Source organism: Tolypothrix sp. VBCCA 56010, from assembly GCF_050875635.1.
GTDB lineage: Bacteria > Cyanobacteriota > Cyanobacteriia > Cyanobacteriales > Nostocaceae > Hassallia.
This window is the reverse complement of record NZ_JBPAOH010000141.1, coordinates 1-20,916: the sequence shown is the minus strand read 5'-3', so window position 1 is coordinate 20,916 and position 20,916 is coordinate 1. Positions and strand designations below refer to the sequence as shown.

Below are 20,916 nucleotides of genomic sequence, written 5' to 3'. Positions count from 1 at the left end.
GAGTATAGTCCGGTAGCTTTTGAAGTCTTACCAGAAACATTTACTTTAAATGATTTATATCAGTTATACACCACAGTATTAGGAGATAATTTTGCCGATTATTCTAATTTTCGAGCGCGTCTACTCAAACTAGGTTTTTTATCCGATACTGGAATTAAAATATCACGCGGCGCAGGTCGTCCAGCTAGTTTGTATAAGTTTGATGCCGAAGCATTTGCCCCATTCAAAGATAAACCTTTGGTCTTTATTTAAGTAATCAAGAATTATAACCGCAGATAAACGCAGATAAACGCGGATAATAATTATCTTAATCTTATCCCCGTCCATCTGCGGTTCAAAATCCTAAATCTAAAATCCAAAATGAAAATAGCGATCGCTCAAATTAATCCGACAATTGGTGACTTACCAGGAAACGCTACCAAAATTCTCTATGCAGCACAACAAGCAGCCGCAGCAGGTGCGCGTTTACTACTAACACCAGAACTTTCTTTATGTGGCTATCCACCGAGGGATTTATTGTTAAATCCTAGTTTTGTGGAGGCAATGAGTATAACTTTGCAACAATTAGTTAAAGATTTGCCGCCAAATTTAGCTGTATTAGTAGGAACAGTTGAAAACAATTCTCAGGCACATCATAATGGAGAAAAACCTTTATATAATAGCATGGCGTTGTTAGATGAAGGTATCAAGCAAGTTTTTCATAAGCGACTTTTACCCACTTATGACGTATTTGATGAAAGTCGCTATTTTGAACCAGGTTTACAAGCCAATTATTTCACCTTAGATGATATTGATATTGGCGTAACTATTTGCGAAGATTTGTGGAATGATGAGGAATTTTGGGGCAAACGTAGTTACACCAACAATCCGATTGCTGACTTAGCAATTTTAGGTGTAGATTTCGTTGTAAATTTATCTGCCTCCCCCTACAGCGTTAATAAACAGCAGTTTCGAGAAACGATGTTGCGACATAGTGCAGTTCGTTTTCAACAACCGATTATTTACGCCAATCAAGTAGGTGGAAATGATGATTTAATTTTCGACGGCAGAAGTTTTGCTTTGAATAGTCGGGGTGACTTGATATGTCGTGCCCGTGGATTTGAAACTGATTTAGTAATAGTTGAATTTGACGAAGTACGGCGAGATTTCGTACAAAGTTCTGTAGTAGCTGAATATGAAAGTGAAGATGAGGAAATTTGGCACGCTTTAGTTTTGGGAGTGCGAGATTATGCTCAAAAGTGCCGCTTTTCTCAAGTAGTATTGGGTTTAAGTGGAGGAATTGATTCTTCATTAGTCGCAGCGATCGCCACTGCCGCACTTGGTAAAGAAAATGTCTTCGGTGTGCTGATGCCTTCGCCCTACAGTTCCGAACATTCTATCACCGATGCTTTAGCATTAGGCGAAAGCCTGGGAATAAAGACTACCACATTACCCATCGGGCAGTTAATGCAAGGCTATGACAATACCTTAGCAGACTTATTTGCTGGCACGCAATTTGGGCTAGCCGAGGAGAATATTCAATCGAGGATACGGGGTAATTTATTGATGGCGATCGCCAACAAATTCGGCTATCTCCTTTTATCTACCGGCAACAAATCAGAAATGGCAGTTGGTTACTGCACCCTTTACGGTGATATGAATGGCGGATTAGCCGTAATTGCCGACGTTCCCAAAACCCGCGTCTACTCAATTTGCCACTGGCTTAATCAGAGAGGGGGGGAAAAGGTTTCCTCATTATCCTATAAACAAATTATTCCGGAAAGCGTCCTCATCAAAGCACCCAGCGCTGAACTCAAACCCGGTCAAGTCGATCAAGATTCTCTACCACCTTACGAGATATTAGACGACATTTTGCAACGCCTAATTCACAACCATCAATCAGCCGCACAAATTGTAGACGCCGGTCACGACGCACAAATTGTAGACCGAGTAATTCAGATGGTAGCGCGTGCCGAATTTAAGCGACGACAAGCACCCCCCGGCTTAAAAATCACCGATCGCGCCTTCGGTACCGGTTGGCGAATGCCGATCGCCAGCAACTGGTTTTCAGTTAAAAACGCCTACCAGACTAAAACAATCCCCATACATAAGTAAGCAAGCATAAATAATCTTTATTGTGGTGCAAGTGTATGAAAGGACACTTGCACCTCTTTATATGTGCGTAGTAAGCACTTTAGTGCTTAAAATCCTTGTTTGGTCAAAATTTTCCTGTGTTGCTTGACAAAAGTCGAAAAACATGAGTTAATTTATATAGTACATCAGTACTATATAACAAACCGAGGAAAATCCACCTCAAATGAAGCTTTTCTTACCTACGCAGATATTCTGCAATTTTCGACTTTGCTAATAATGTTTTTTTGGCAAATTAGCCAGAAACATTTAAAAAAGCAAGCATCTCAGTTTTTCAAACCAAAATCATCACCTCTTAACTAGTTTGAAATCAATCTGATCGCAAACATAGCTGTAATTTTATTTTTTCAGCAAAAAATCGCCTAGCCTAAATCGTGGAATTAGATTTTCAGTAATTTCACGGCGTTAAAAACGTTCATTTAAAGGCTAGTGTGATGTCTGCATAAAGAAAGTCTAACTTCAGCTGGCAAAAAAGTACACAAACGCACATTTAAAGGAGTAGAGTATGAGCATAGCAGTCAAAGATAGCAAACAACAACTAATGCAAGCATTTCAGCAAATAATTGCTGATAGAAAAAAACTAGAAACTAAAATAGCAACCAAACAAGAAGAAGCAGAAAAAGCGAAAAATAAAGAAATACTCGAAGCCGCTTCTACCTACACAGTTGATAATATTGTCAAAGGTTTAGCTGATTTGCAACTAGAGTTTGGCAGCATCGTCAATGAACTTTCGGAAAAATTAGCCAGACAGAACTCTAAGTTAGATGAGCTGAATCGCGCAAGAGAAATTGCCAGCCAAAATTTGCAAGAACTTCAGCAAATTAGAATTGTTGCCGATGCTTTAGATATCTTAACTCAAGAACACCGAGAAAAGTTAAAAACCCTTGAAGAAGATATCAGAAGCAAGCGAGAAACATTAGAAAAAGAAATTGCCCAAAAGCGTAAAGAATGGCAAAAAGAGCAAGCAGAGTATGAAGAAGCGCTACAAGCATACAACGAATCATTAGCCAAACAACGCTCTTTAGAAACAGACGAATTTCAATATAAGTTAGAAACTACTCGCAAACTTAACACAAACGCTTACGAAGCGACAAAGCGCAACTCGGAAAGAGAAATACAAGAAAACACGCAACAAAAAGAAAAAGACTGGGCAGAACGAGAAAAAATTCTCAAAGAACGCCAACCTTTATTTACAGAATATCAACAAAAAGTCGCAGCATTTCCTAACGAAATGGAAGAAGCAATTAAGAAAGCTAGAGAAGAAGCAATTAAAGAAACAAGTCAAAAAGCGAAAGTAGAGGCTGATTTGTTTGAAAAAGATTGGGAATCCACCAAACAAAGCTATGAAGCGAAAATTCAATCTTTAGAACAAACAATTCAAAAGCAGATTGAGCAGATAGAAGGTATTTCCGCTCAACTACAAACAGCATTGAAACAAGCACAAGACTTGGCAATGAGAGCTTTTGACGGTTCAGCAAAATAGTTTGTAGTTGATTTGGTGGGCAATGCCCACTAAACATAATTTTTAGTTTTGAATTAATGGAGGTTTGTTATGGCAGCTAGAAAACCAAATGATAAAAACACCAAAGTAGAAATTCTTCAAGCATATGAAGAATTAGCAAAAGAAAAAGCAGCACTCAAATCACAAATTGACCTACTCCAGAAAGGCAATTTATCTGTAACTCAACAAAAACCTACATTTGAACCAAAAACAGCTATGAACCAGTCATCTACCGTCCAGCAAAAGATGAATTCTACGATTGAAAACTTAGCAAAAATTCAGTTGGGCTTTGGTAGCGCTGCCAGCGAATTATCGGAACAACTCAGCAACCAAGCTTTCAAATTAGCAGAAATCAGAGAAGCTATACATAAGGAAGTTGAAGAATTAAAGCAGTTACATAATTTGGAAGTTTCCGAAGATATATTAGATACGCTTGTCAAATCCTACGAAGATAATGCAAAGGCTTATCAAGAGGAACTTAGCCAGCGTTATGAAGTCTTATCTCAAGAAATCTTAGAGGAAAGAAATACTTGGGTAAAAGAGCAAGAGGAATACAAAGTAACGACAAAAGAACGCAATGAAAACATTCAAAAAACTCGCCAAAGAGAAACGGCAGAATATAAGTATGATTTAGAACTGCAACGCAAACTAGAGACAGATGAATATGAACAACGGCAGAAAGCGTTATATAAAGAGTTGGAAGAGATACAACAAGAGATAAATAAACAGTGGAGTGAAAAAGAGAAAGAAGTTTCTGAGCGAGAAAAGCAATTTGAAGAAGCCAAAGCTAAGGTAGAAGCATTTCCTAAAGAAAAAGAAGCGGCAATTAAAAAAGCGACAGAAGAAGGCAAAGGTATTGCTCACTACCAAGCTAAGATAAAATCCGATTTATACGCCAAAGATGTAGAAGGACAAAAACGTTTTTACGAACAAAGACTGCAATCTTTAGAACAGACAATATCCAATCAAGATTCTCGAATTATAAATCTATCAAAACAACTTGATTCGGCTCTCAAACAAGTTCAAGATTTGGCAGTTAAAGCTATTGAAGGTTCGGCAAATGTCAATTCATATCAAGCGATAAAAGAAATTGCTTTGGAACAAGCCAAAACTCAAGCGAAAAATAAATAGTTTGGTTTGAACCTAGATTTATAAACTAGTAAAAATCACGTTTTTACTAGTTTATAACTTTAATAATATCGTAGTGAGGACTTTAGTCCTCAAATGAAAGGACTGAAGTCCTTACTACTTGTTTAAAAAAGAAAATAGAGACGCATTTATTTTTACGTCTCTACCCAGAGGAAACCCATTATATTTAAAAGTTAAAAAATAATAAATTACAACATAAACTTCTCTGCAAGCGACTTGACAGATATTACTCAAGTAGTTTACAGGCTGAATTATAGTGTTTTATCCAGCTTTTTTACCTGCGGTTTGGTGTCAATTTGGTTGTTGGCTAAGAATCTAGTGGCACCATTCTCAGTTTTTATTGGCTTACCTTTATTAGGAGGTTTTAGACGAGTCATAACAAAATATTCGATTGTGAACTCTCTACAACTTGAGATACAAGTCCGTAAGTTGCTAATCCGGAAATATAGAAAAAAAAATCGGCTTGTAGCCGAAAAAAAAGATGAAATTGTCTATATTGCTTGCAAACAGCGGATTTCAGATTACGCAAAGGCAGAAAAATCTAGATTGGGGGGAATATCTTGAATGCGTCCAGGTCCGATCGCTTGCAATGCTTCTTTCAAAGATATATCGCCAGTATACAACGCCTTCCCGACAATCACACCAATTACACCTTGAGCTTCTAACGCAAGCAAACTTAACAAATCTGTTACAGAACTAACGCCACCAGAAGCGATAATCGGGATAGAGATAGCCGCAGCAAGTTCTCGCAAAGCATCTAAATTCGGTCCCGACAAAGTACCGTCACGATGGATATCTGTGTAGATAATCGCTGCTGTTCCTAATTCTTGCATTTGTACGGCTAGTTGCGTAGCTAAAACTTCTGAAGTTTCTAACCAACCGCGAGTTGCTACTAGTCCATTACGCGCATCAATACCGACAATAATTTGTCCGGGAAATTCTTGGCAGAGTTGTTGTACTAACTCAGGTTGTTCTACAGCGATAGTTCCCAAAATTGCCCGTTGCACGCCTATATTGAATAATTGTTGCACGCTTTGGCGATCGCGCAAACCCCCACCAACTTGAATTGGTATCGATACTGTAGAGGCGATCGCTTCAATTGCCCCTAAATTAACTACTTTACCTGCTTTTGCGCCATCCAAATCAACAACGTGCAATTTACTTGCACCTTCATCAACCCACTGTTTGGCAACATCAGCCGGATTTTCATTAAAAACTTGCGACTGCGAATAGTCTCCTTGATAAAGTCGCACACAACGACCTTCTAGTAAATCAATCGCCGGAATTACATCCATAATTGTTAGTTGTTAGTGGTTGGTTGTTGGTTGTTGGTAATTGGGCATTGGGCATTGGGCATTGGGCATTGAAAATCGGATAAATTCTCCCTTGTCCCCTTGTCTCCCTTGTCCCCTTGTCTCCCTTGTCCCCTTGTCCCCCTGTCCCCATTCCCTACTCCCTACTCCCTCTCATAACAGCTTGCCGAAAACCCAACACAATCAATATATTAGAAAGCGTTAAAAAAACTTCTGCACCTCCGTGCAGCCAATCAACATTTGCTAAAGATTTACCATAATGCACTTGGGCATAAATCCCTACCGGAATCGTGACTCCTACAAAGACCAAAGTGCCGTAAAATCCATAAAGTGCCAAACGTGGCATTTGCTCAGAACGCCTAATAAACCACAAAAATCCCAAGTAGGGAAACAGTGATAGGGCAAATAAAATTTCTTTTGAAATCATAGATTTGAGGAGTTAGGAGTTGTAGAGACGCGAAATTTCGCGTCTGTACAGGAGTTAAGAGTTTGGAAAGTTAAGAAATCATGGCTTTGATGTCATAGTTTCTTGAGAATCTGATTCTACAGGTTTTTCCGATTTGGTGGAACGCCAAATTAACACCGCTGCTGCCCAAAGTGTAAAATTACCAATTAAAGTCATAGCAGCTTGCAGCGTTACCAACCATTCTAAAGATTCGGCATTATCGAAATAATGCCAGGTGCAAGCACACATGGCGCTAATCAAAGCTGGTAACATGGCAAAAGACAATGCTCCCCAAGTACGGTTGCCAGTAACTTCACCGTAAGTCCAGATTAACCAAATGGCGGCAATCCACTCAATAACGCTAGAAATATGAATAATCCAGGTGGGAATCGAAAGAGCGTGCATACAGTTAAAAGTTAAAAGTTACGAGTTTGCCATGTGTGTTAATGGCAAATATTTAGTTGAAAATTAATCCAAAATTGAAAATCTAAAATCCAAAATGTCTAAGATGCGGGTGTTGTTGTCTGGGTATTACGGTAAGGGTAATGGTGGTGATGAAGCTTTGTTAGCGACGCTTCTACAAATGCTACCAGAACATGTCACGCCTGTGGTTCTTTCTGGTAATCCACAAGAAACACGCGATCGCTATCATGTCGAAGTTGGCGATCGCATGGCACCGTTATCTGTAATTCAAGCTTTGCGCTCCAGCGATGCTTTTATCTGGGGTGGTGGTAGTTTAATTCAAGATGTCACCAGCAGTATTAGCCCATTTTACTACGGCTCTTTGATGGCATTAGCACAAAAAATGAAGTTAAAAACTGTTGCTTGGGCACAAGGAATTGGTCCGTTAAAGCGTTCTCTAACTCGTTCTTTGGCGCGGAACACCTATTCTAATTGTACCAAAGTTAGTGTACGCGATCGCGCTTCTGCTGCTTTATTATCTGATTGGCAAATACCTTTTATTCTCGCACCCGATCCGGTTTGGGCTTTAGAGTCTAAGCCAGTACCCGGACTTTGGGATTTACCTGCGCCGAGAGTTGCTGTAACATTGCGATCGCATCCGCAACTCACACAAACGCGCCTTGCTAATTTAACTCGCGCTTTGGTTGATTTCCAAAAAGCTACACAAACCTTTATTTTACTGCTGCCTTTTCAAAAAAGCGAAGATTTAAGCATTGCTGAAACTATCCAACCACAGTTAGCAGATGTCAGCAAGATTATGTGTTTGGAAGATCCGCAACTTTTAAAAGGTGTGTATCGTGGTGTAGAAATGGTAATTGGAATGCGTCTGCACAGCTTGATTATGGCAGCTAGTGAAGGCTGTCGCTGTTTTGCTCTCAGTTACGATCCCAAAGTTAATCGCTTGATGGAAGATTTAGATATGCCAGGTTGGGATTTAACTAGTTTACCAGATGACGCCAACTTGATTGGCAAAACTTGGATTGAACATTACGCCAATGGAGATCCGTTATCACCAGAAAAAATTCAGTTTTTAGTAGATCGAGCGCTTATACATCGTGAAGTATTAAGTCAAGCACTTGCTTAAATAACAATCACGCAGGAGTATAAAAAATTATGCGTTGCTGAATATCAAGGCTGAAATTTATAATCTGTAGTAGAGACGTTCGGTGCGGAACGTCTAAGGCGGATTTTAATATTACAATCATCCGTTGAAATTTTCAATTCATATTTCAAATCAGCAACGCCAAAAATTAAGTTTTATGACTTTTGTCACCCCAAACGCTTTACTATAACCAAGTGCGATCGCCTGAATTATCTTCACAGTAACTCACAAAATTGAGTTACATTAACTTTTTTTTGCAATGCATAGATTAAGCATATTTGCAAGATGAATATCTACTCTTTACTAAAAAATCATCTTTACGTGAAGTTACGGTGAAATTCTCTTAAATCTAGTTGCGTGCAGATTACGTATGAATACTTAATAAGAAGCGAGAGAAGTTGTTCGCGGTTTTGCTTGTTGAGATTTAAAAATGCCCTAGTTTCTCTTCTAGTTTCTCTTAATGATATTTCACACACCAAAATCCGAGGCGCAACTTCTGTATTAAGAATACACTAGCATCTGCTCTTTGACAGCTTTTTGGAGGAATTTAATAAGATGGCGATTCAGAAAAAGTTACTTTTAGCCATAGCCAGTACAGCATTGACTACTTTAGCAATAACACCAAAAGCACAAGCGGGAACCTTAGTATTTCAAGGTGTTGGTGCTGATGCAGCCAAAGCCCTTGCGGACATGAAAACGGCGATCGGGGGAGTAGATAACCTCAACGCACCAGTGCAAACTAGCGGATTTCGGACAATTGACTGGGATGCTGTCAGACTTGACGGCACCGATGCCAATCCTAATACTCGAGTGATTGACCTTAACAAGACTGTAGCTATTCCTGAAAACCGTTTCCAGGTACGAGGTACGATTTTTGCAGAGCCTTTTGCCGTTAGCGGAGACGATTTCGCTAGCGTCAATCCAGCTACCACCGGAGAATTTCCTGCCTTTAGTCCAAAGAATACATTTGTAAATTTTGATAAACAGTCAGGTCAATTTGATGACCGCTTGATTAAGCAGAGTTTCACCTTTGCCGGTACAACAAATGACGCAGGTACGCGGGGTTTTGGCGCGATTTTTAAAGATGTCGAACTTGCCAACACTAGCAGTATCGAATACTTTAACGGCTCAAAGAGTTTAGGTAAATATAGCGTTCCAGTTGGCAATAGTGGTGACACAGAATTCCTTGGTGTTTTGTTTGACGATCCTATTGTCACAAGTGTCACGCTGACTGTGGGAACAAACGCCCTTTTTAGCTTTGATGGCAACAGTTTTCAATCCTTTGGTGCTGAGAATTTGCAAAATGGCATAGACTTAGCAGTTACGGATGATTTCGTATATGCAGAACCAACAACCGCAAAGAAAGTACCTGAATCAAGCACGAGCTTAGGGTTACTTTTCGCTGGTCTTATAGGTGCTGCTTCTGTGTTGAAAAAGAAAAACAAGGCAAAATTAGCTTAATATCAATTTAGTTTAGGTTTTTTGCTAATGGCTAATCGCAATAAATGATTAGCCATTACTTATATACCTATTTTTGAGATTTGAAGAAATTTATCGTTCCCACTCTACAACTTAGAACGAGCTAAAAATAATGTTATACTTACGTATTAAGATATTTTGAGGAGTTAAATCATAGTGATACGTTGGTAACACAAACACGCAAATCAGTTAAGTCGCTGCAATCGGGCTAAATGTCCGACTAATTCTGATATCAGTTTGTTGTCATTACCAAAGTGACTATGAAAATTCCTTCTTCGTACCTGGAAAAAATTCGCGCTGTTTATCCAAATGTTTCTTTTGACCATCTAGACTTTAATCAAGATGGCATGGTTAACGATGTCGTAGTCGTCAATCATGAAATTGTCTGTCGCTTCGTTAAAGATGATTGGGGAAAAGAAGCTCTTTTGCATGAAGCCAAAGTGTTAGAAGTCGTGCGAAAATATGTTGATTTACAAGTTCCGCACTTTGAAAACTTAGAAGAAAGCTTTGTCAACTACAGATTTATCAAAGGTGAACCGCTTTCGCGCAACACCTTGCTAAAGTTGAGTGAAGCTTCACTTACTCGTGTTATCTCTCAACTAGCCATATTTCATCAACAATTGCACAGCATCCCCAATGAAGTTTTAGTTAATGCTGGGATATCTTCCTCAGGTGCGGTGCGATCGCCTGAAGATTGGTTACAGTTATATGAGCAAGCTCAAGAAACTCTCTTTCCGCACCTTTGGCGTCATCAGCAAAGTTGGATACATGAACTTTTTGCACCCGTAGTTACAGGTGAACTCGATTTAAGTTACACACCTGTACTAATCGATGGCGATAAACCAGTTTATCATATACTGTTTGACCCAGTAACAGAAAGTATTAGCGGTATGATTGATTTTGGTACAGCTGGTTTAGGCGATCCTGCTTGTGATATCGCAGTGCAACTGGGAAACTACGGTGAAAGTATTGTGCAGCGTATGCAAAGTGACTATCTAATGTTAGCAGAACACATCGACCGCGCCCGCTTTTGGGTAGGAACATTAGAGTTACAATGGGCTAATCGTGCATTGAAGTATAAAGATGTTAGCTTATCGCTGGCGCATATCGGCATGGCAAAAGATATTAAACTTGTAGGTACACCTTTGGGTTAATTCGTCGCATTTTTAAACGCAGAGTGACGCTCTCGGTAAGCGCAGAGTTTTTATTTAAAGTTAAGTAAATAAACTCGCAACAGAGCAAGTAAACCCAGGTAGTAGCGGTGAACTTAGATTGTCACTGCTAAATAAGGTTGCCGCTAACACTAGGGTTGCTTGCTCTCGTCGATAAATCTGGATTTGCTGCATGTGGCGATCGCCTATCCAATATTCTCGCACACCTTGGCTTGCGTAGAGCTTTAACTTAACTTGGCGATCGCGTCTTTCATTTTCTTCACCAGGAGAAAGAACTTCAACCACCAATTCTGGTGCAGCAGTTAAATGTCCTGCATCATCTAGCACAGATGCCAATCGTTCGTTACTGATCCAAACTACATCAGGGATAACATTATCAGCATCGGTGAAGATAACTCCAGCGCTTGTTACAGCTTCTCCTAGATTACTTTGGCGTGACCAAAAGTTCAATTCTGCACAGATATTATCAGCAGTTTTCTGATGTTTCCAGTGTGGTGCGCGTGTCACAAATAATTCTCCGTCTACAATCTCATAGCGATTGCCGTTGTCTGGCAACAACTCTAAATCGGCAGTTGTCCAACGTACTTGGCTAGTTTGGCTCATACAAGCATCCTTTGAATCATATCTTTCAATGTACCAGCCTCAACGAAGGCGCGGCACAATAAATAGGTAAGCTGCGAAGGGGGAAGTATTACAGCATGATTCATTTAAGAGCGATACTCCGAAGGAGTCACTTCGTGAACGCCAAAAAAACAAACGTTAAAAAACCTGATTCTTTTCCCTTCAATCTGCCTTTAGTCAAAGCTTTTGAAGAAATTAACTTTCAAAAGCCTGTAACTTTTTTCGTTGGAGAAAATGGTTCAGGAAAATCAACAATGTTGGAAGCGATCGCTACAGGAATTAATTCAATCAGCGTTGGTGGAGAAGATATCCAGCGCGACAAAACATTAGACCCCGCTCGACAATTATCTACACAATTTAGGTTTATCTGGCAAAAAAAGACAGCACGAGGCTTTTTCTTAAGAGCAGAAGATTTCTTTAACTTTGCCAAACGAATTAAAACGATGAGTGAAGAACTCGAAGAAGAAGCTTTAGAATATGAGCAAAAATTTAGCGGAACTGGTTTGAAACTAGCCAAAGCTTCTGCACTCAAGCAGAAAGCAGGTTTAACTCAAAAATATGGTGACAACCTTGATGCTAACTCTCACGGAGAAAGTTTTCTCAAACTTTTTCAAGCACGCTTCGTTCCAGGTGGATTATATCTGCTTGATGAGCCAGAAGCACCACTTTCTCCTTTACGACAATTAGCATTTTTGTCTTTACTAAAAGAAATGGTAAATCAAGATAGCCAATTTATCATTGTGACACATTCTCCAATTATTATGGCTTTTCCAGAAGCATCAATTCTCAGTTTTGATTCCTACCCACCAAAAGAAGTTGCTTATGATGAATTGGAACACGTTTCTTTAACAAAAGCCTTTTTAAATAATCCGCAATCTTTTCTTAGACATTTGTAGTAAGCGCTTCAGCGCTTAATATAAGCGCTGAAGCGCTTACTACAATTCATCCCCACAATCTTCTACCAGCTTTCCCATTTAATCTCTCGTGAGTATCTTGTAACAAAGCGGGAATATTCAACTTTTCTGGACATTTAGGTAAACACTCACCGCACTCTGTACACTTATTCGCTTTCATTCCAGCGAACCAGTGACCGGCGTTTTCAAACATCCCGTAGCGATATTGTCCGTAGTCGCTCATATCGTATGCTACAGCAAGATTCCGCAGCCGCAATACTTCCGGTATATTGATATTTGCTGGACAAGGTAAACAAGCATAGCATTGACTGCACTTGTCAGTTGACAAAGCTGTATTTTTATGAGTTTCTAAACGCTGAAAAACAGCAATTTCTTCTGATGTTAATTCACCGTCGAAATTAGCCGCTTGTATCGGTTCTAGCAATTCATCAGGGTTTGCTGCTCCCACGCTGAGGGTGGTAATCTGAGGTTTGCTGAGTAAAAAACGATAATTTAATTCTAAGGGTGAAAACGGAGAACACAAATCTTTGAGAATTTCCGGTGGGGTGTAAAGCTTTCCTCCCTTATCAGCCGGAGAAATGATAAAAATGCCCATGTCCTTTTGACTAGCTAACTGAATCGCTGGTGCATTTCTTTGGAAAAAATAGTAATAATGCAGATTGACAAATTCAAACAAATCTGTATTTATAGCTGCAAGAATTACATCAAGGGAACCGTGAGTAGAAAAGCCTACGTGTTTGATGCGGCGATCGCGCTTCGCTTCTTCCACTGCTTGCATACAACCATTTTTGGCTTGAACCCAGTCTAAATGCTCACTCGTATTTAAACCATGAATTCCCAGACAATCTACATAATCTAGCTTTAATCGCGCCAGAGATTCATCAATATGCCGACGCATCGTGTCAGCATCGGGTGTGGGAGGAATTTTAGTGGTGATATAAAGCTGATTTCTAGGTATTTGTCCCGCAATCAACGCCGCACCAAGATATTCCTCACTATTGCCATAGCCTTTGGCAGTTTCTATATGATTAATTCCTGAGGCGATCGCTTTTTGAATCGTTAAGAGCGCATTTTCAAAAGAAGCCAAGTAGCGCATTGTCCCCAAGGAAAGCACCGAAAGGCGCAAATTCGTTTTTCCAAAACGTCGGTATTGCATATTTTAGATTGGGTAATGGGTAATGGGTAATGGGCAATGGGCAATGGGCAATGGGCAATGGGCAATGGGCAATGGGCAATGGGCAATGGGAACGTGAGAATAAAGTCAAATCTTTTTCCCATGCCTGATGCCCGATGCCCGATGCCCGATGCCCGATGCCCAATGCCCAATGCCCCATGCCCCATGCCCCATGCCCCATGCCCTATTCTCAATCCAAAATTGCTAGCTGTCAGAGCCGAAGCGCTTGATCAAATCTTCGGGGCGGAGATTGGAAATAAATTCGCGAAACGCTTGCTGTTCGGCTTCATCAGCATCGCGATCCACGGGGATGGAAGCATCGGCGATCACTTCTTCCATAACCCAGATAGGGGCGTTGGTGCGGAGAGCGACGGCGATCGCATCGCTGGGACGCGCATCAATTTCTTTTTTGACATCGCCATGCTGGACAATCAAAGCTGCATAAAATGTGTCCTTTTGTAGCGAATGGATAATGACTTTCTCTAAAGTCATATTCCATAGTTCGAGAATATTCACTATCAAATCGTGGGTTAAGGGTCTGGGAGGCTTTTGATTCTCGAGCGCACCCATAATTGCCCTAGCCTGTTCTTGACCAATATAAATTGGCAAAGCGCGGCGATCTGAAGCATCTTTCAAAAGTACAATCGGGCTGCGGGTTATAGCATCTAATGCTATGCCAGCGACTTTCATTTCAATCATTGGCGAAGCCTCTACAATCCTTTGAGCGCTTGGTAGCTATGTAACAAATAGTACCCATTATCGGGAAAGACGGCGAAAAGAATAAACATAGGCGTTTGTTTTCTATAATTACTTCTATTAAACTCCCTGCTAGTGGTGAACACTCCTTGGAATTAAAATCGGTGTAGTTCAACAATAATCTTCTTAACCAAGTATGCCTTGTAAATGATATAAATGTCTTGATTTCTTTATGCAAAAACTTGTCTAAAATAATACTCATGATTTGAAAATTCCTGTGATAATTACCAGTTGATTTAAGTCAAAATTAGGCAATAAATAGAGTTAGTTTTGCGAAAAAGCCGTGTTTACAGGATTAATCCAGTCATTAGGAACGATCAAACCTTTAGGGGGCGATTCTTGGCAAATTACATGTTTACCCCAGTCACCTGAGTTAATTATGCAAGATTTAGCTTGTGGTGACAGTATTGCCGTCGATGGTGTTTGCCTAACGGTAGAAGAAATTTTAGAATGCGGATTTATCGCCACCGCTTCACCAGAAACTCTTCGCCGTACAACTTTGGGGAAACAATCAGACCAGAAGTATGTTAACTTAGAAGCGTCGCTGCGAGTAGGCAGCAAAATCGGCGGTCATTTTGTCATGGGTCATGTAGACGGCACAGGACGAATGCAAGCGGTAGAACAAACTGCAACTTCTTGGGAAATGACTTTTATAGCGGCAGAAAGTGCGGCTCGCTACATTGTCCCCAAAGGCAGTATAGCCGTGAATGGCATCAGCCTGACAGTCGCCGAATATGAACCAGAACTTTCGCAATTCAAAGTGGCAGTTATTCCCCTGACCTATGCCGAAACCAATCTCCGCTATCTCCGTCCCGGTAGTTTGGTTAATCTCGAAGGAGATATTCTCGGCAAATACGTGGAAAAATTGCTTTATCCAGGCAAGCAACATACACCGGACGATGCCAGCTTTGAGGAAATCACACCCGCATTCTTAACAGAAAACGGGTATTTGTGAATGAGGAATTGGGCATGGGGCATGGGGCATAGGGCATAGGGCATGGGGCATAGGGCATAGGGCATAGGGCATGGGTAATCGAAAGAAATGTCCTCCTTGTCCTCCTTGTCCCCCCCTCCCCCACTCCCCCACTCCCCCCCTCTTCTAACGGTAGGTTTGCCCAATTACCCGCGCTGTCTGTGTAGCTTGAATCAACTGGCTAAGACCGCTGTCTAATTGTACGCCTGGGTCAGTTGCAACCCAGCCTTGCGATGTCAGGTGACGCACTTCAAAGTGCAGGTGGGGACCTGTGGAATTGCCAGTGCTGCCAACTCGCCCAATTATGGTTCCTTGTTGTACCAACTGACCGGGTTGGACGAAGATTTCTGACATGTGACCGTAGAGAGTTTGTTGAGCAAAACTGTGGTTAAGAATAACAGTTAAACCATAACCGCCTACCCAATCAGCAACCTCGACTTGACCAGTAGCAGCTGCTAAAATTGGTGTTCCCATCGCTGCACCCAAATCTGTACCGGCGTGGAAACGGCGATCGCCTGTAATCGGATGCACTCGCCAACCAAACAAAGAAGTAATCGGTGAGGGAACAGATAACGGGAACATCATTCCCCCAGGATTGACAGCGACTGCGCCAGTATAAGGAATTTGTGGTAATACTGATGCAAGTGGAATGTCGTAAGTTACAGTGCTGTCGCGGGGTGCAGTATTATCAGCCGTCATTGGTGCTGACAATTCCCCAGGCGCCTGGGCGATCGCACTCGAACCAACTATGGGGTTAGAATTGAAATTGCTGGGATTGGGGATAAATCGATTCGGGCGAAAAGCGCTTTTGCTGACACCAACAGAAGCAACTGGCTTTTCACGCCAGGAGCCATTGTTAAGATTAATCGGACCAACCCGCGTAGAACGCCATGCGCTACGGCTGAGAGTGCTTGCAAGACGACGTGGTGGTGAAACGTTAGCGATCGCCTTTGTTTCTTGACTTCTTCTGATCCAACTCGGCGCTTGTTTGCGTGTTACGTCGTTATTAGAATCAGCTACACGCTCATTTCCATAAGGAGTAATCGGGATTTTCGCGCAAATACCACCCGCACCTTGCGCTAAAATAGTTCGACAACCGCTTGAACGTTCGCTAAGTACTACAGAATTCGGTGCTTGATAATTACTCGTCCCATCGTTTTTATAGTCGTTGGGGTCAATATAGGCGTTATTGTAATCTTTTTTGCTGTCTGAGATGCTTGGTGGTTGCGAAACTTCTGAGGGTCTTTCTATAGTGCGAGAATTGCTAGATGTGGCTGAAGAATCGGATTGTGGTTTTCTGTGTCTAATTCTTGCAGGCTTAACCCGCGAAGCTTCTACCTGCCCTCTGAAGCGTCTAGCGGTGGTGTCAGGTTCAGAATCAACACTCGCTCTTGAGCGTCTGATGCGAGTCACAGGCTCATCAGACTCGCTTTGACGTGTTGAGCGTCTAACTGGCTCGGATGACTGAGAAACTTCTGTTTTATTGCGTAGTCGCTTTTTGAGTCTCGCTCGACGCTCAGAAAAATCTGGTGTCGCTTGAGTCGATTCTGTTGCAGAAGCACTGCGATCGCGCACAACCTCTTTTTTAACTGGATTTGTAACTGCCTGCCGTGAATTTTCGACAGTGGGAACGATATTATCTATTGATGTGTCTACCTGAGCAAACACAAAGCCTCCACTGAGAAGGCTGAAACTGCTTAACCAACACAGACTCTGTGCTGGTAAAGAAGATGCCAAACGTTTTGTCACAAGACATCGCTGTAATAACTTGTGCAAACGGCGATCGCTCTTTTGATTGCGCTGCATCATTTGTAAAGAGTGCGTGTTGTGTGTAATTAGACTGGGGATTGGGCATTGGGCAATGGGCAATGGGAATTAAAGAAGCGGTTGTAAGTGATGCGCGTTCTAAAATGGGCATTGGGCAATGGGCAATGGGAATTAAAGAAGCGGTTGTAAGTGATGCGCGTTCTAATATGATTCTTTCCATTCCCAATGCCCCATGCCCCATGCCCTATTCCCCCTACCTAAAATTAATCAGAGGATTTACTGTAACCCAAACTGATTGTACCGGGTTGAAGACAAATTTCTGGTGTTATTACTGTGTTATTATCATAAGTTTGCATTTTGATTCGTAGTTCTCCGGTAGAAGTTACGCCTACAACAGTCCCCGAATGATTTTTGATGTCTACTTTATCGCCCATATTCGTAAGCAAATTGAGATAATCTGACAGAAGTATATTTACTCCTTTTTCACAAAGGCACTCAACGCCAAATTCTATTCCTAGCAAAACCTCCAAAGCTAGCATTTCCAGAGAATCAATTACACCTTTTCCCTCTTTCGCTTGCCAGAATTTCAGATTGATTCCGGTTTCTGGTACAGAGTTTGACCAGTTAATCCCCACACCAACCACTGCTTGTGTGATTTTTCCTTTGTGTACTTTGGTTTCAGTCAAAATGCCGCCTAGTTTACGGCTACTTAAGACTAAATCATTGGGCCATTTAATTCCGACATTCACGCCACATTTTCGCAATTGTTTCGCAATTCCCCAACAAAGTGCCAAAGTTAATTGGTAGCTGTTACTTGCCTCTAGTTGCGGGGCTATAGCGACTGAAAGATACAATCCCCCACCAAAAGAACTCCACTGACGCCCCCATTGCCCCCGTCCTGCTGTTTGGCAAGTCGCAATTACTACACATCCGTAAGCGGCACCTTGTTCTAGCAAGTTCCACACAGTAAGGTTAGTAGAGGCTACGGTGTCAAAAACATGTAGATCCAATGGGAAATATTTATGCTCGCGCCTCCTGAGGGCGGTTTCTAACTGTTGTCGATCAAATTCCACAGGGTTTACCGAAATCCCGTTGTACAAGTTAACATTAATTGGCTGAAGAAAGATTTTCTGTTTAGGTTTAGACCGAGATGCACACTTGGAACTGGCACACTTGGGAAGGAATGCCTTACCTGACTTGCAGTCTACTAGAACGTTTACCTCACGGCTTTTTCACCCACCAGTTTTGGTCACGTTCTCCGCAAGAGTTAACTAAGGTCTTGCAACCAGAAGCATTAGCTTATCGCTTAAAACAAGTTCATGGCAACATCGTCCTCACACCGCAGGAAATTACTAGCAAGTTAAGTGCGGGTGGAAATGATGTTGAAGGAGAAGGTGATTCTGCCCTGGTATTGGGAGACGGTTTGATGAGCGAAGAACCTCTACAAGCGTTGTGGGTAGCTAGCGCTGATTGTACACCGGTGCTGATTGCCGATGAAAAGACTCTTCAAGTGGCAGCAGTACATGCAGGTTGGCGGGGTACGGCATCTAAGATTGTACCGCAAGCGATCGCCCGATTTATTGCCCAAGGCAGCAAAATCGAAAATTTACAAATCGCCCTCGGACCTGCGATCGCTGGCGAAGTTTACCAAGTTTCAGAACAGGTAGCAGCAGAAATAGGCGCAAGCATTATACCACATAATGATGAAAAAAGTATAATTGATGCGATGTATCAGCTAGCAAATTCACCTTTATTACCCGATCCACATCCCGGAAAAGTGCGGTTAGATGTGCGACGGGTAAATGCTTTACAGATGGAAATGTTGGGAATAAGTTCTGAACAAATAGCGATCGCACCTTATTGTACTTTTCAAACCCCAGATTATTTCTTTTCTTATCGCCGCGAAAAACAGAAGAAAGTTCAATGGTCAGGAATCGTCAGCATTTGAGAAAATTCGTAGTAAGCGCTGTACTCGTTTAAACCAAAAACTAAAATTTAGATAACAATTCAAAAAAAGCATAATATTTCAGGCGATCGCCCCTGAGATTTCTAACGCATGAAGTGCAGGTTCAACCATTTCCATAAGTAGGCTGTCTGCCTTTGCCTTTATAGCGATTGAGTACTATTTATATCATAAAAGTCAAATATGCTAGTCCCAGTTAGTGTTTGAGTTTCTGGATGGTAAATTAATTTAAATGTTGTAATACCGATGCTGGGCGGTAATCCCGTGCGGGGCGTGAAAATTGAAATTAAACGTTTTGGCAACAATTTCCCTTCCTACACACTTCCAGCTACCATGTAATGGACCTACGGGTTGCTGAAAAATAGTGGTTCCATCCGGATCGCCACCTGAATTTGAGTCAGAGCCAGTCAGGTTGCCATCAAAGTTAAAAGTGAGCAGTTCACTATAATTTGTGGCATCAGTACTAGGTGACTTAACTGTTGCTAGGTATGTGCCTACAACTGAACGGCAACCGTTTTCTTTGAATTCATTTGCCACGGCTTGACGAGAAATCATCAAAGTTGGAATCGTCAGTGCTAATAAGGCACAAGCTGTGCCAAATATTCTCTGCATAAACTACGGTAAAAATACTAAATGATGACAAATATTACCATTGTTTTGGTATTTACTCAAATAAGGAAAATATGCCGATTAAACTTTACGATTTAGCTGGAGCCGAGGACGATTGCCGCTTTAGTCCCTTTTGTTGGCAAGTCAAGATGGCTTTAAAACACAAAGGACTTAATGCAGAAGAAATTCCTTGGCGGTTTACAGAGAAAGAGGCGATCGCTTTTTCCGGGCAGGGACTGGTTCCTGTCTTGGTCGATGGCGACAAGACTGTGAATGATAGTTGGGAAATTGCTCGTTACTTGGAAACAACTTATGCCGATCGCCCAAGTTTATTTAACGCAAAGGTTGGCGAATCAGGGGCTTTATTTATCAAGTTTTGGTCTGCACAAGCTATTAGTCCACTGATTTTCCGCCTTATTCTTCTAGATTTGTTTGAGAATTTACACGAAAAGGACAAAGCGTACTTTCGCCAGAGCCGGGAGAAACGTTTCGCAATGACGTTGGAAGAATTTGCAACACCGAATGATGAAACCATTACTGCTTTGCAAACAGCGTTATCTCCTATGAGGGAAGTTCTTTCTCGTCAGCTTTATCTAGGCGGCGATCAGCCCTATTTTGGTGACTATATTGCCTTTGCACAATTTCAATGGGCAAGAACAGTCAGTCCAATCCAGTTGCTCGCCAAAGACGATCCAATTTACAACTGGCGCGATCGCTTGCTGGATGCTTTCGATGGTTATGCTCGTAATGCATCTGGTTACGCTGTCTAATAAGGCATAATATTTCAGGCGATCGCAGCTATTGAATTAAGTCGGTATCATCAAACAAGATTACGCCACTTTTAACGGCTTTTGGGGTAAAGTGATCAATTGTGGCTTCGTACTTGACGGGTGACGATAAATCCGGCAGCTGCAACAGTAAAAAGGCTGTCGTCAACGCACCTCCGCAATCACGTCTGTACTATGTTTTTGGAGTTCAATAAAGCTAGCAGATGAACATAGGAATAATCGAACCTTACAGTAGCGGATTTTTAGAAGTTGTACCAGAGGGTGAAGGAAGCGATTATTGGCAAATTGCAGCTATACATATTAACGGAGAAGCCTTTTGCCTTAGTCCTCGTCTTTATCGTTCGCAACAGGTGGCATTAGCTAAAGCCGCGCAAATTTATGATTGGATAGCTGACCACGAGCAACAAATTAGTGGCAAGGGTTGCTATTGCGAAAAATTTCAGCTGACCCTGTGGCATCAGCCAAAAGTATCTTAGTACAGTTAAGCCTAAAAACGAGCGCGTTTTTAAATGCATCGGGATGCATAAGCAATGCATCGGGACGCATAAGCAATGCATCGGGATGCATAAGCAATGCATCGGGATGCATAAGCAATGCA

General features: G+C 41.5%; 25 protein-coding genes. 12 read left to right on the top strand and 13 right to left on the bottom strand.

The features are described 5' to 3' along the window. From AABK37_RS32455 to AABK37_RS32440, 4 genes are all read left to right on the top strand, one after another. A partial coding sequence (locus AABK37_RS32455; protein ID WP_432555596.1) for an NrtR DNA-binding winged helix domain-containing protein occupies positions 1-252 on the top strand: 252 nt, incomplete at its 5' end. Positions 253-360: 108 nt separating this feature from the next. Then, positions 361-2,094 (top strand): NAD+ synthase, encoded by a 1,734-nt coding sequence (locus tag AABK37_RS32450; protein WP_432555595.1) that lies wholly within the window; start codon positions 361-363, stop codon positions 2,092-2,094. Between the two features lie 541 nt (positions 2,095-2,635). After that, a complete protein-coding gene (locus AABK37_RS32445; RefSeq protein WP_432555594.1) occupies positions 2,636-3,613 on the top strand; it encodes a hypothetical protein in 978 nt (325 codons plus the stop codon). A 69-nt stretch (positions 3,614-3,682) separates the two neighbouring features. Continuing rightward, a complete protein-coding gene (locus AABK37_RS32440) occupies positions 3,683-4,762 on the top strand; it encodes a hypothetical protein (RefSeq protein WP_432555593.1) in 1,080 nt (359 codons plus the stop codon). Between the two features lie 539 nt (positions 4,763-5,301). Here AABK37_RS32440 and hisA read toward each other — a convergent pair. The 4 genes from hisA to AABK37_RS32420 all read right to left on the bottom strand — a co-directional run bounded on the left by hisA (position 5,302) and on the right by AABK37_RS32420 (position 6,943). Next, positions 5,302-6,075, bottom strand: coding sequence for a 1-(5-phosphoribosyl)-5-[(5-phosphoribosylamino)methylideneamino]imidazole-4-carboxamide isomerase (gene hisA / locus AABK37_RS32435; RefSeq protein ID WP_432555592.1), 774 nt, complete (start codon positions 6,073-6,075; stop codon positions 5,302-5,304). Further along, positions 6,053-6,226, bottom strand: a complete 174-nt coding sequence (locus AABK37_RS32430; protein WP_432555591.1) for a hypothetical protein — start codon at positions 6,224-6,226, stop codon at positions 6,053-6,055. Before AABK37_RS32430 ends, hisA begins: the two co-directional genes overlap by 23 nt. A 3-nt stretch (positions 6,227-6,229) precedes the next feature. Continuing rightward, on the bottom strand, positions 6,230-6,520 hold the full coding sequence (locus AABK37_RS32425) for a DUF3593 domain-containing protein (protein WP_432555590.1): 291 nt from the start codon (positions 6,518-6,520) through the stop codon (positions 6,230-6,232). 78 nt (positions 6,521-6,598) lie between these two features. Beyond that, the gene (locus AABK37_RS32420; protein ID WP_432555589.1) at positions 6,599-6,943 is read right to left on the bottom strand and encodes a DUF2499 domain-containing protein; all 345 of its coding nucleotides are present in this window, start codon (positions 6,941-6,943) and stop codon (positions 6,599-6,601) included. 103 nt (positions 6,944-7,046) lie between these two features. Here AABK37_RS32420 and csaB point away from each other — a divergent pair, with 103 nt between their 5' ends. The 3 genes from csaB (at position 7,047) to AABK37_RS32405 (ending at position 10,735) form a co-directional block, all read left to right on the top strand. Next, the gene (gene csaB / locus AABK37_RS32415) at positions 7,047-8,084 is read left to right on the top strand and encodes a polysaccharide pyruvyl transferase CsaB (protein ID WP_432555597.1); all 1,038 of its coding nucleotides are present in this window, start codon (positions 7,047-7,049) and stop codon (positions 8,082-8,084) included. A 573-nt stretch (positions 8,085-8,657) separates the two neighbouring features. Beyond that, positions 8,658-9,563: a PEP-CTERM sorting domain-containing protein gene (locus tag AABK37_RS32410; protein ID WP_432555588.1), complete on the top strand. Its 906-nt coding sequence runs from the start codon at positions 8,658-8,660 to the stop codon at positions 9,561-9,563. 278 nt (positions 9,564-9,841) lie between these two features. Next, entirely contained in the window at positions 9,842-10,735 is an 894-nt protein-coding gene (locus AABK37_RS32405; RefSeq protein WP_432555587.1) for a phosphotransferase family protein, read from the top strand. Positions 10,736-10,795: 60 nt separating this feature from the next. Here AABK37_RS32405 and AABK37_RS32400 read toward each other — a convergent pair whose 3' ends face one another. Further along, on the bottom strand, positions 10,796-11,356 hold the full coding sequence (locus AABK37_RS32400) for a Uma2 family endonuclease (protein WP_432555586.1): 561 nt from the start codon (positions 11,354-11,356) through the stop codon (positions 10,796-10,798). A 134-nt stretch (positions 11,357-11,490) separates the two neighbouring features. Between AABK37_RS32400 and AABK37_RS32395 the strand changes: the two genes are divergently transcribed. Further along, entirely contained in the window at positions 11,491-12,270 is a 780-nt protein-coding gene (locus tag AABK37_RS32395; protein ID WP_432555585.1) for an AAA family ATPase, read from the top strand. A gap of 46 nt (positions 12,271-12,316) precedes the next feature. Here AABK37_RS32395 and AABK37_RS32390 read toward each other — a convergent pair whose 3' ends face one another. The 3 genes from AABK37_RS32390 to AABK37_RS32380 are packed head-to-tail and all read right to left on the bottom strand — an operon-like array spanning position 12,317 to position 14,161. Beyond that, the gene (locus AABK37_RS32390) at positions 12,317-13,444 is read right to left on the bottom strand and encodes an aldo/keto reductase (RefSeq protein WP_432555584.1); all 1,128 of its coding nucleotides are present in this window, start codon (positions 13,442-13,444) and stop codon (positions 12,317-12,319) included. After that, positions 13,362-13,643: a hypothetical protein gene (locus AABK37_RS32385; RefSeq protein ID WP_432555583.1), complete on the bottom strand. Its 282-nt coding sequence runs from the start codon at positions 13,641-13,643 to the stop codon at positions 13,362-13,364. Before AABK37_RS32385 ends, AABK37_RS32390 begins: the two co-directional genes overlap by 83 nt. A 23-nt stretch (positions 13,644-13,666) precedes the next feature. After that, a complete protein-coding gene (locus AABK37_RS32380; protein WP_432555582.1) occupies positions 13,667-14,161 on the bottom strand; it encodes a bifunctional nuclease family protein in 495 nt (164 codons plus the stop codon). Positions 14,162-14,501: 340 nt separating this feature from the next. Here AABK37_RS32380 and AABK37_RS32375 point away from each other — a divergent pair, with 340 nt between their 5' ends. Next, positions 14,502-15,173: a riboflavin synthase gene (locus AABK37_RS32375; protein WP_432555581.1), complete on the top strand. Its 672-nt coding sequence runs from the start codon at positions 14,502-14,504 to the stop codon at positions 15,171-15,173. Here AABK37_RS32375 and AABK37_RS32370 read toward each other — a convergent pair. Genes AABK37_RS32370 through AABK37_RS32355 form a run of 4 tightly spaced genes read right to left on the bottom strand, consistent with a single transcriptional unit; the run spans position 15,150 to position 18,031 of the window. Beyond that, on the bottom strand, positions 15,150-15,305 hold the full coding sequence (locus AABK37_RS32370) for a histidine kinase (protein WP_432555580.1): 156 nt from the start codon (positions 15,303-15,305) through the stop codon (positions 15,150-15,152). The genes AABK37_RS32375 and AABK37_RS32370 overlap by 24 nt on opposite strands. A 12-nt stretch (positions 15,306-15,317) precedes the next feature. Next, positions 15,318-16,859 carry a M23 family metallopeptidase gene (locus AABK37_RS32365; protein ID WP_432555579.1) on the bottom strand — a complete coding sequence of 514 codons (1,542 nt, stop codon included), beginning with the start codon at positions 16,857-16,859 and terminating at the stop codon, positions 15,318-15,320. Continuing rightward, on the bottom strand, positions 16,828-17,199 hold the full coding sequence (locus tag AABK37_RS32360) for a hypothetical protein (RefSeq protein WP_432555578.1): 372 nt from the start codon (positions 17,197-17,199) through the stop codon (positions 16,828-16,830). Before AABK37_RS32360 ends, AABK37_RS32365 begins: the two co-directional genes overlap by 32 nt. 22 nt (positions 17,200-17,221) lie before the next feature. After that, on the bottom strand, positions 17,222-18,031 hold the full coding sequence (locus AABK37_RS32355; protein WP_432555577.1) for a biotin--[acetyl-CoA-carboxylase] ligase: 810 nt from the start codon (positions 18,029-18,031) through the stop codon (positions 17,222-17,224). Positions 18,032-18,108: 77 nt separating this feature from the next. Between AABK37_RS32355 and pgeF the strand changes: the two genes are divergently transcribed. Further along, positions 18,109-18,906, top strand: a complete 798-nt coding sequence (gene pgeF / locus AABK37_RS32350) for a peptidoglycan editing factor PgeF (RefSeq protein WP_432555576.1) — start codon at positions 18,109-18,111, stop codon at positions 18,904-18,906. 243 nt (positions 18,907-19,149) lie between these two features. Here pgeF and AABK37_RS32345 read toward each other — a convergent pair whose 3' ends face one another. Then, entirely contained in the window at positions 19,150-19,533 is a 384-nt protein-coding gene (locus AABK37_RS32345) for a hypothetical protein (protein ID WP_432555575.1), read from the bottom strand. 71 nt (positions 19,534-19,604) lie between these two features. On the opposite strand from AABK37_RS32345, the gene AABK37_RS32340 reads away from it, so the two are divergent. Together AABK37_RS32340 and AABK37_RS32335 are read left to right on the top strand one after the other, a co-directional pair. After that, the gene (locus AABK37_RS32340; RefSeq protein WP_432555574.1) at positions 19,605-20,300 is read left to right on the top strand and encodes a glutathione S-transferase family protein; all 696 of its coding nucleotides are present in this window, start codon (positions 19,605-19,607) and stop codon (positions 20,298-20,300) included. A 221-nt stretch (positions 20,301-20,521) separates the two neighbouring features. Continuing rightward, positions 20,522-20,794: a hypothetical protein gene (locus AABK37_RS32335; RefSeq protein ID WP_432555573.1), complete on the top strand. Its 273-nt coding sequence runs from the start codon at positions 20,522-20,524 to the stop codon at positions 20,792-20,794. The last annotated feature ends 122 nt before the right edge of the window (positions 20,795-20,916 follow it).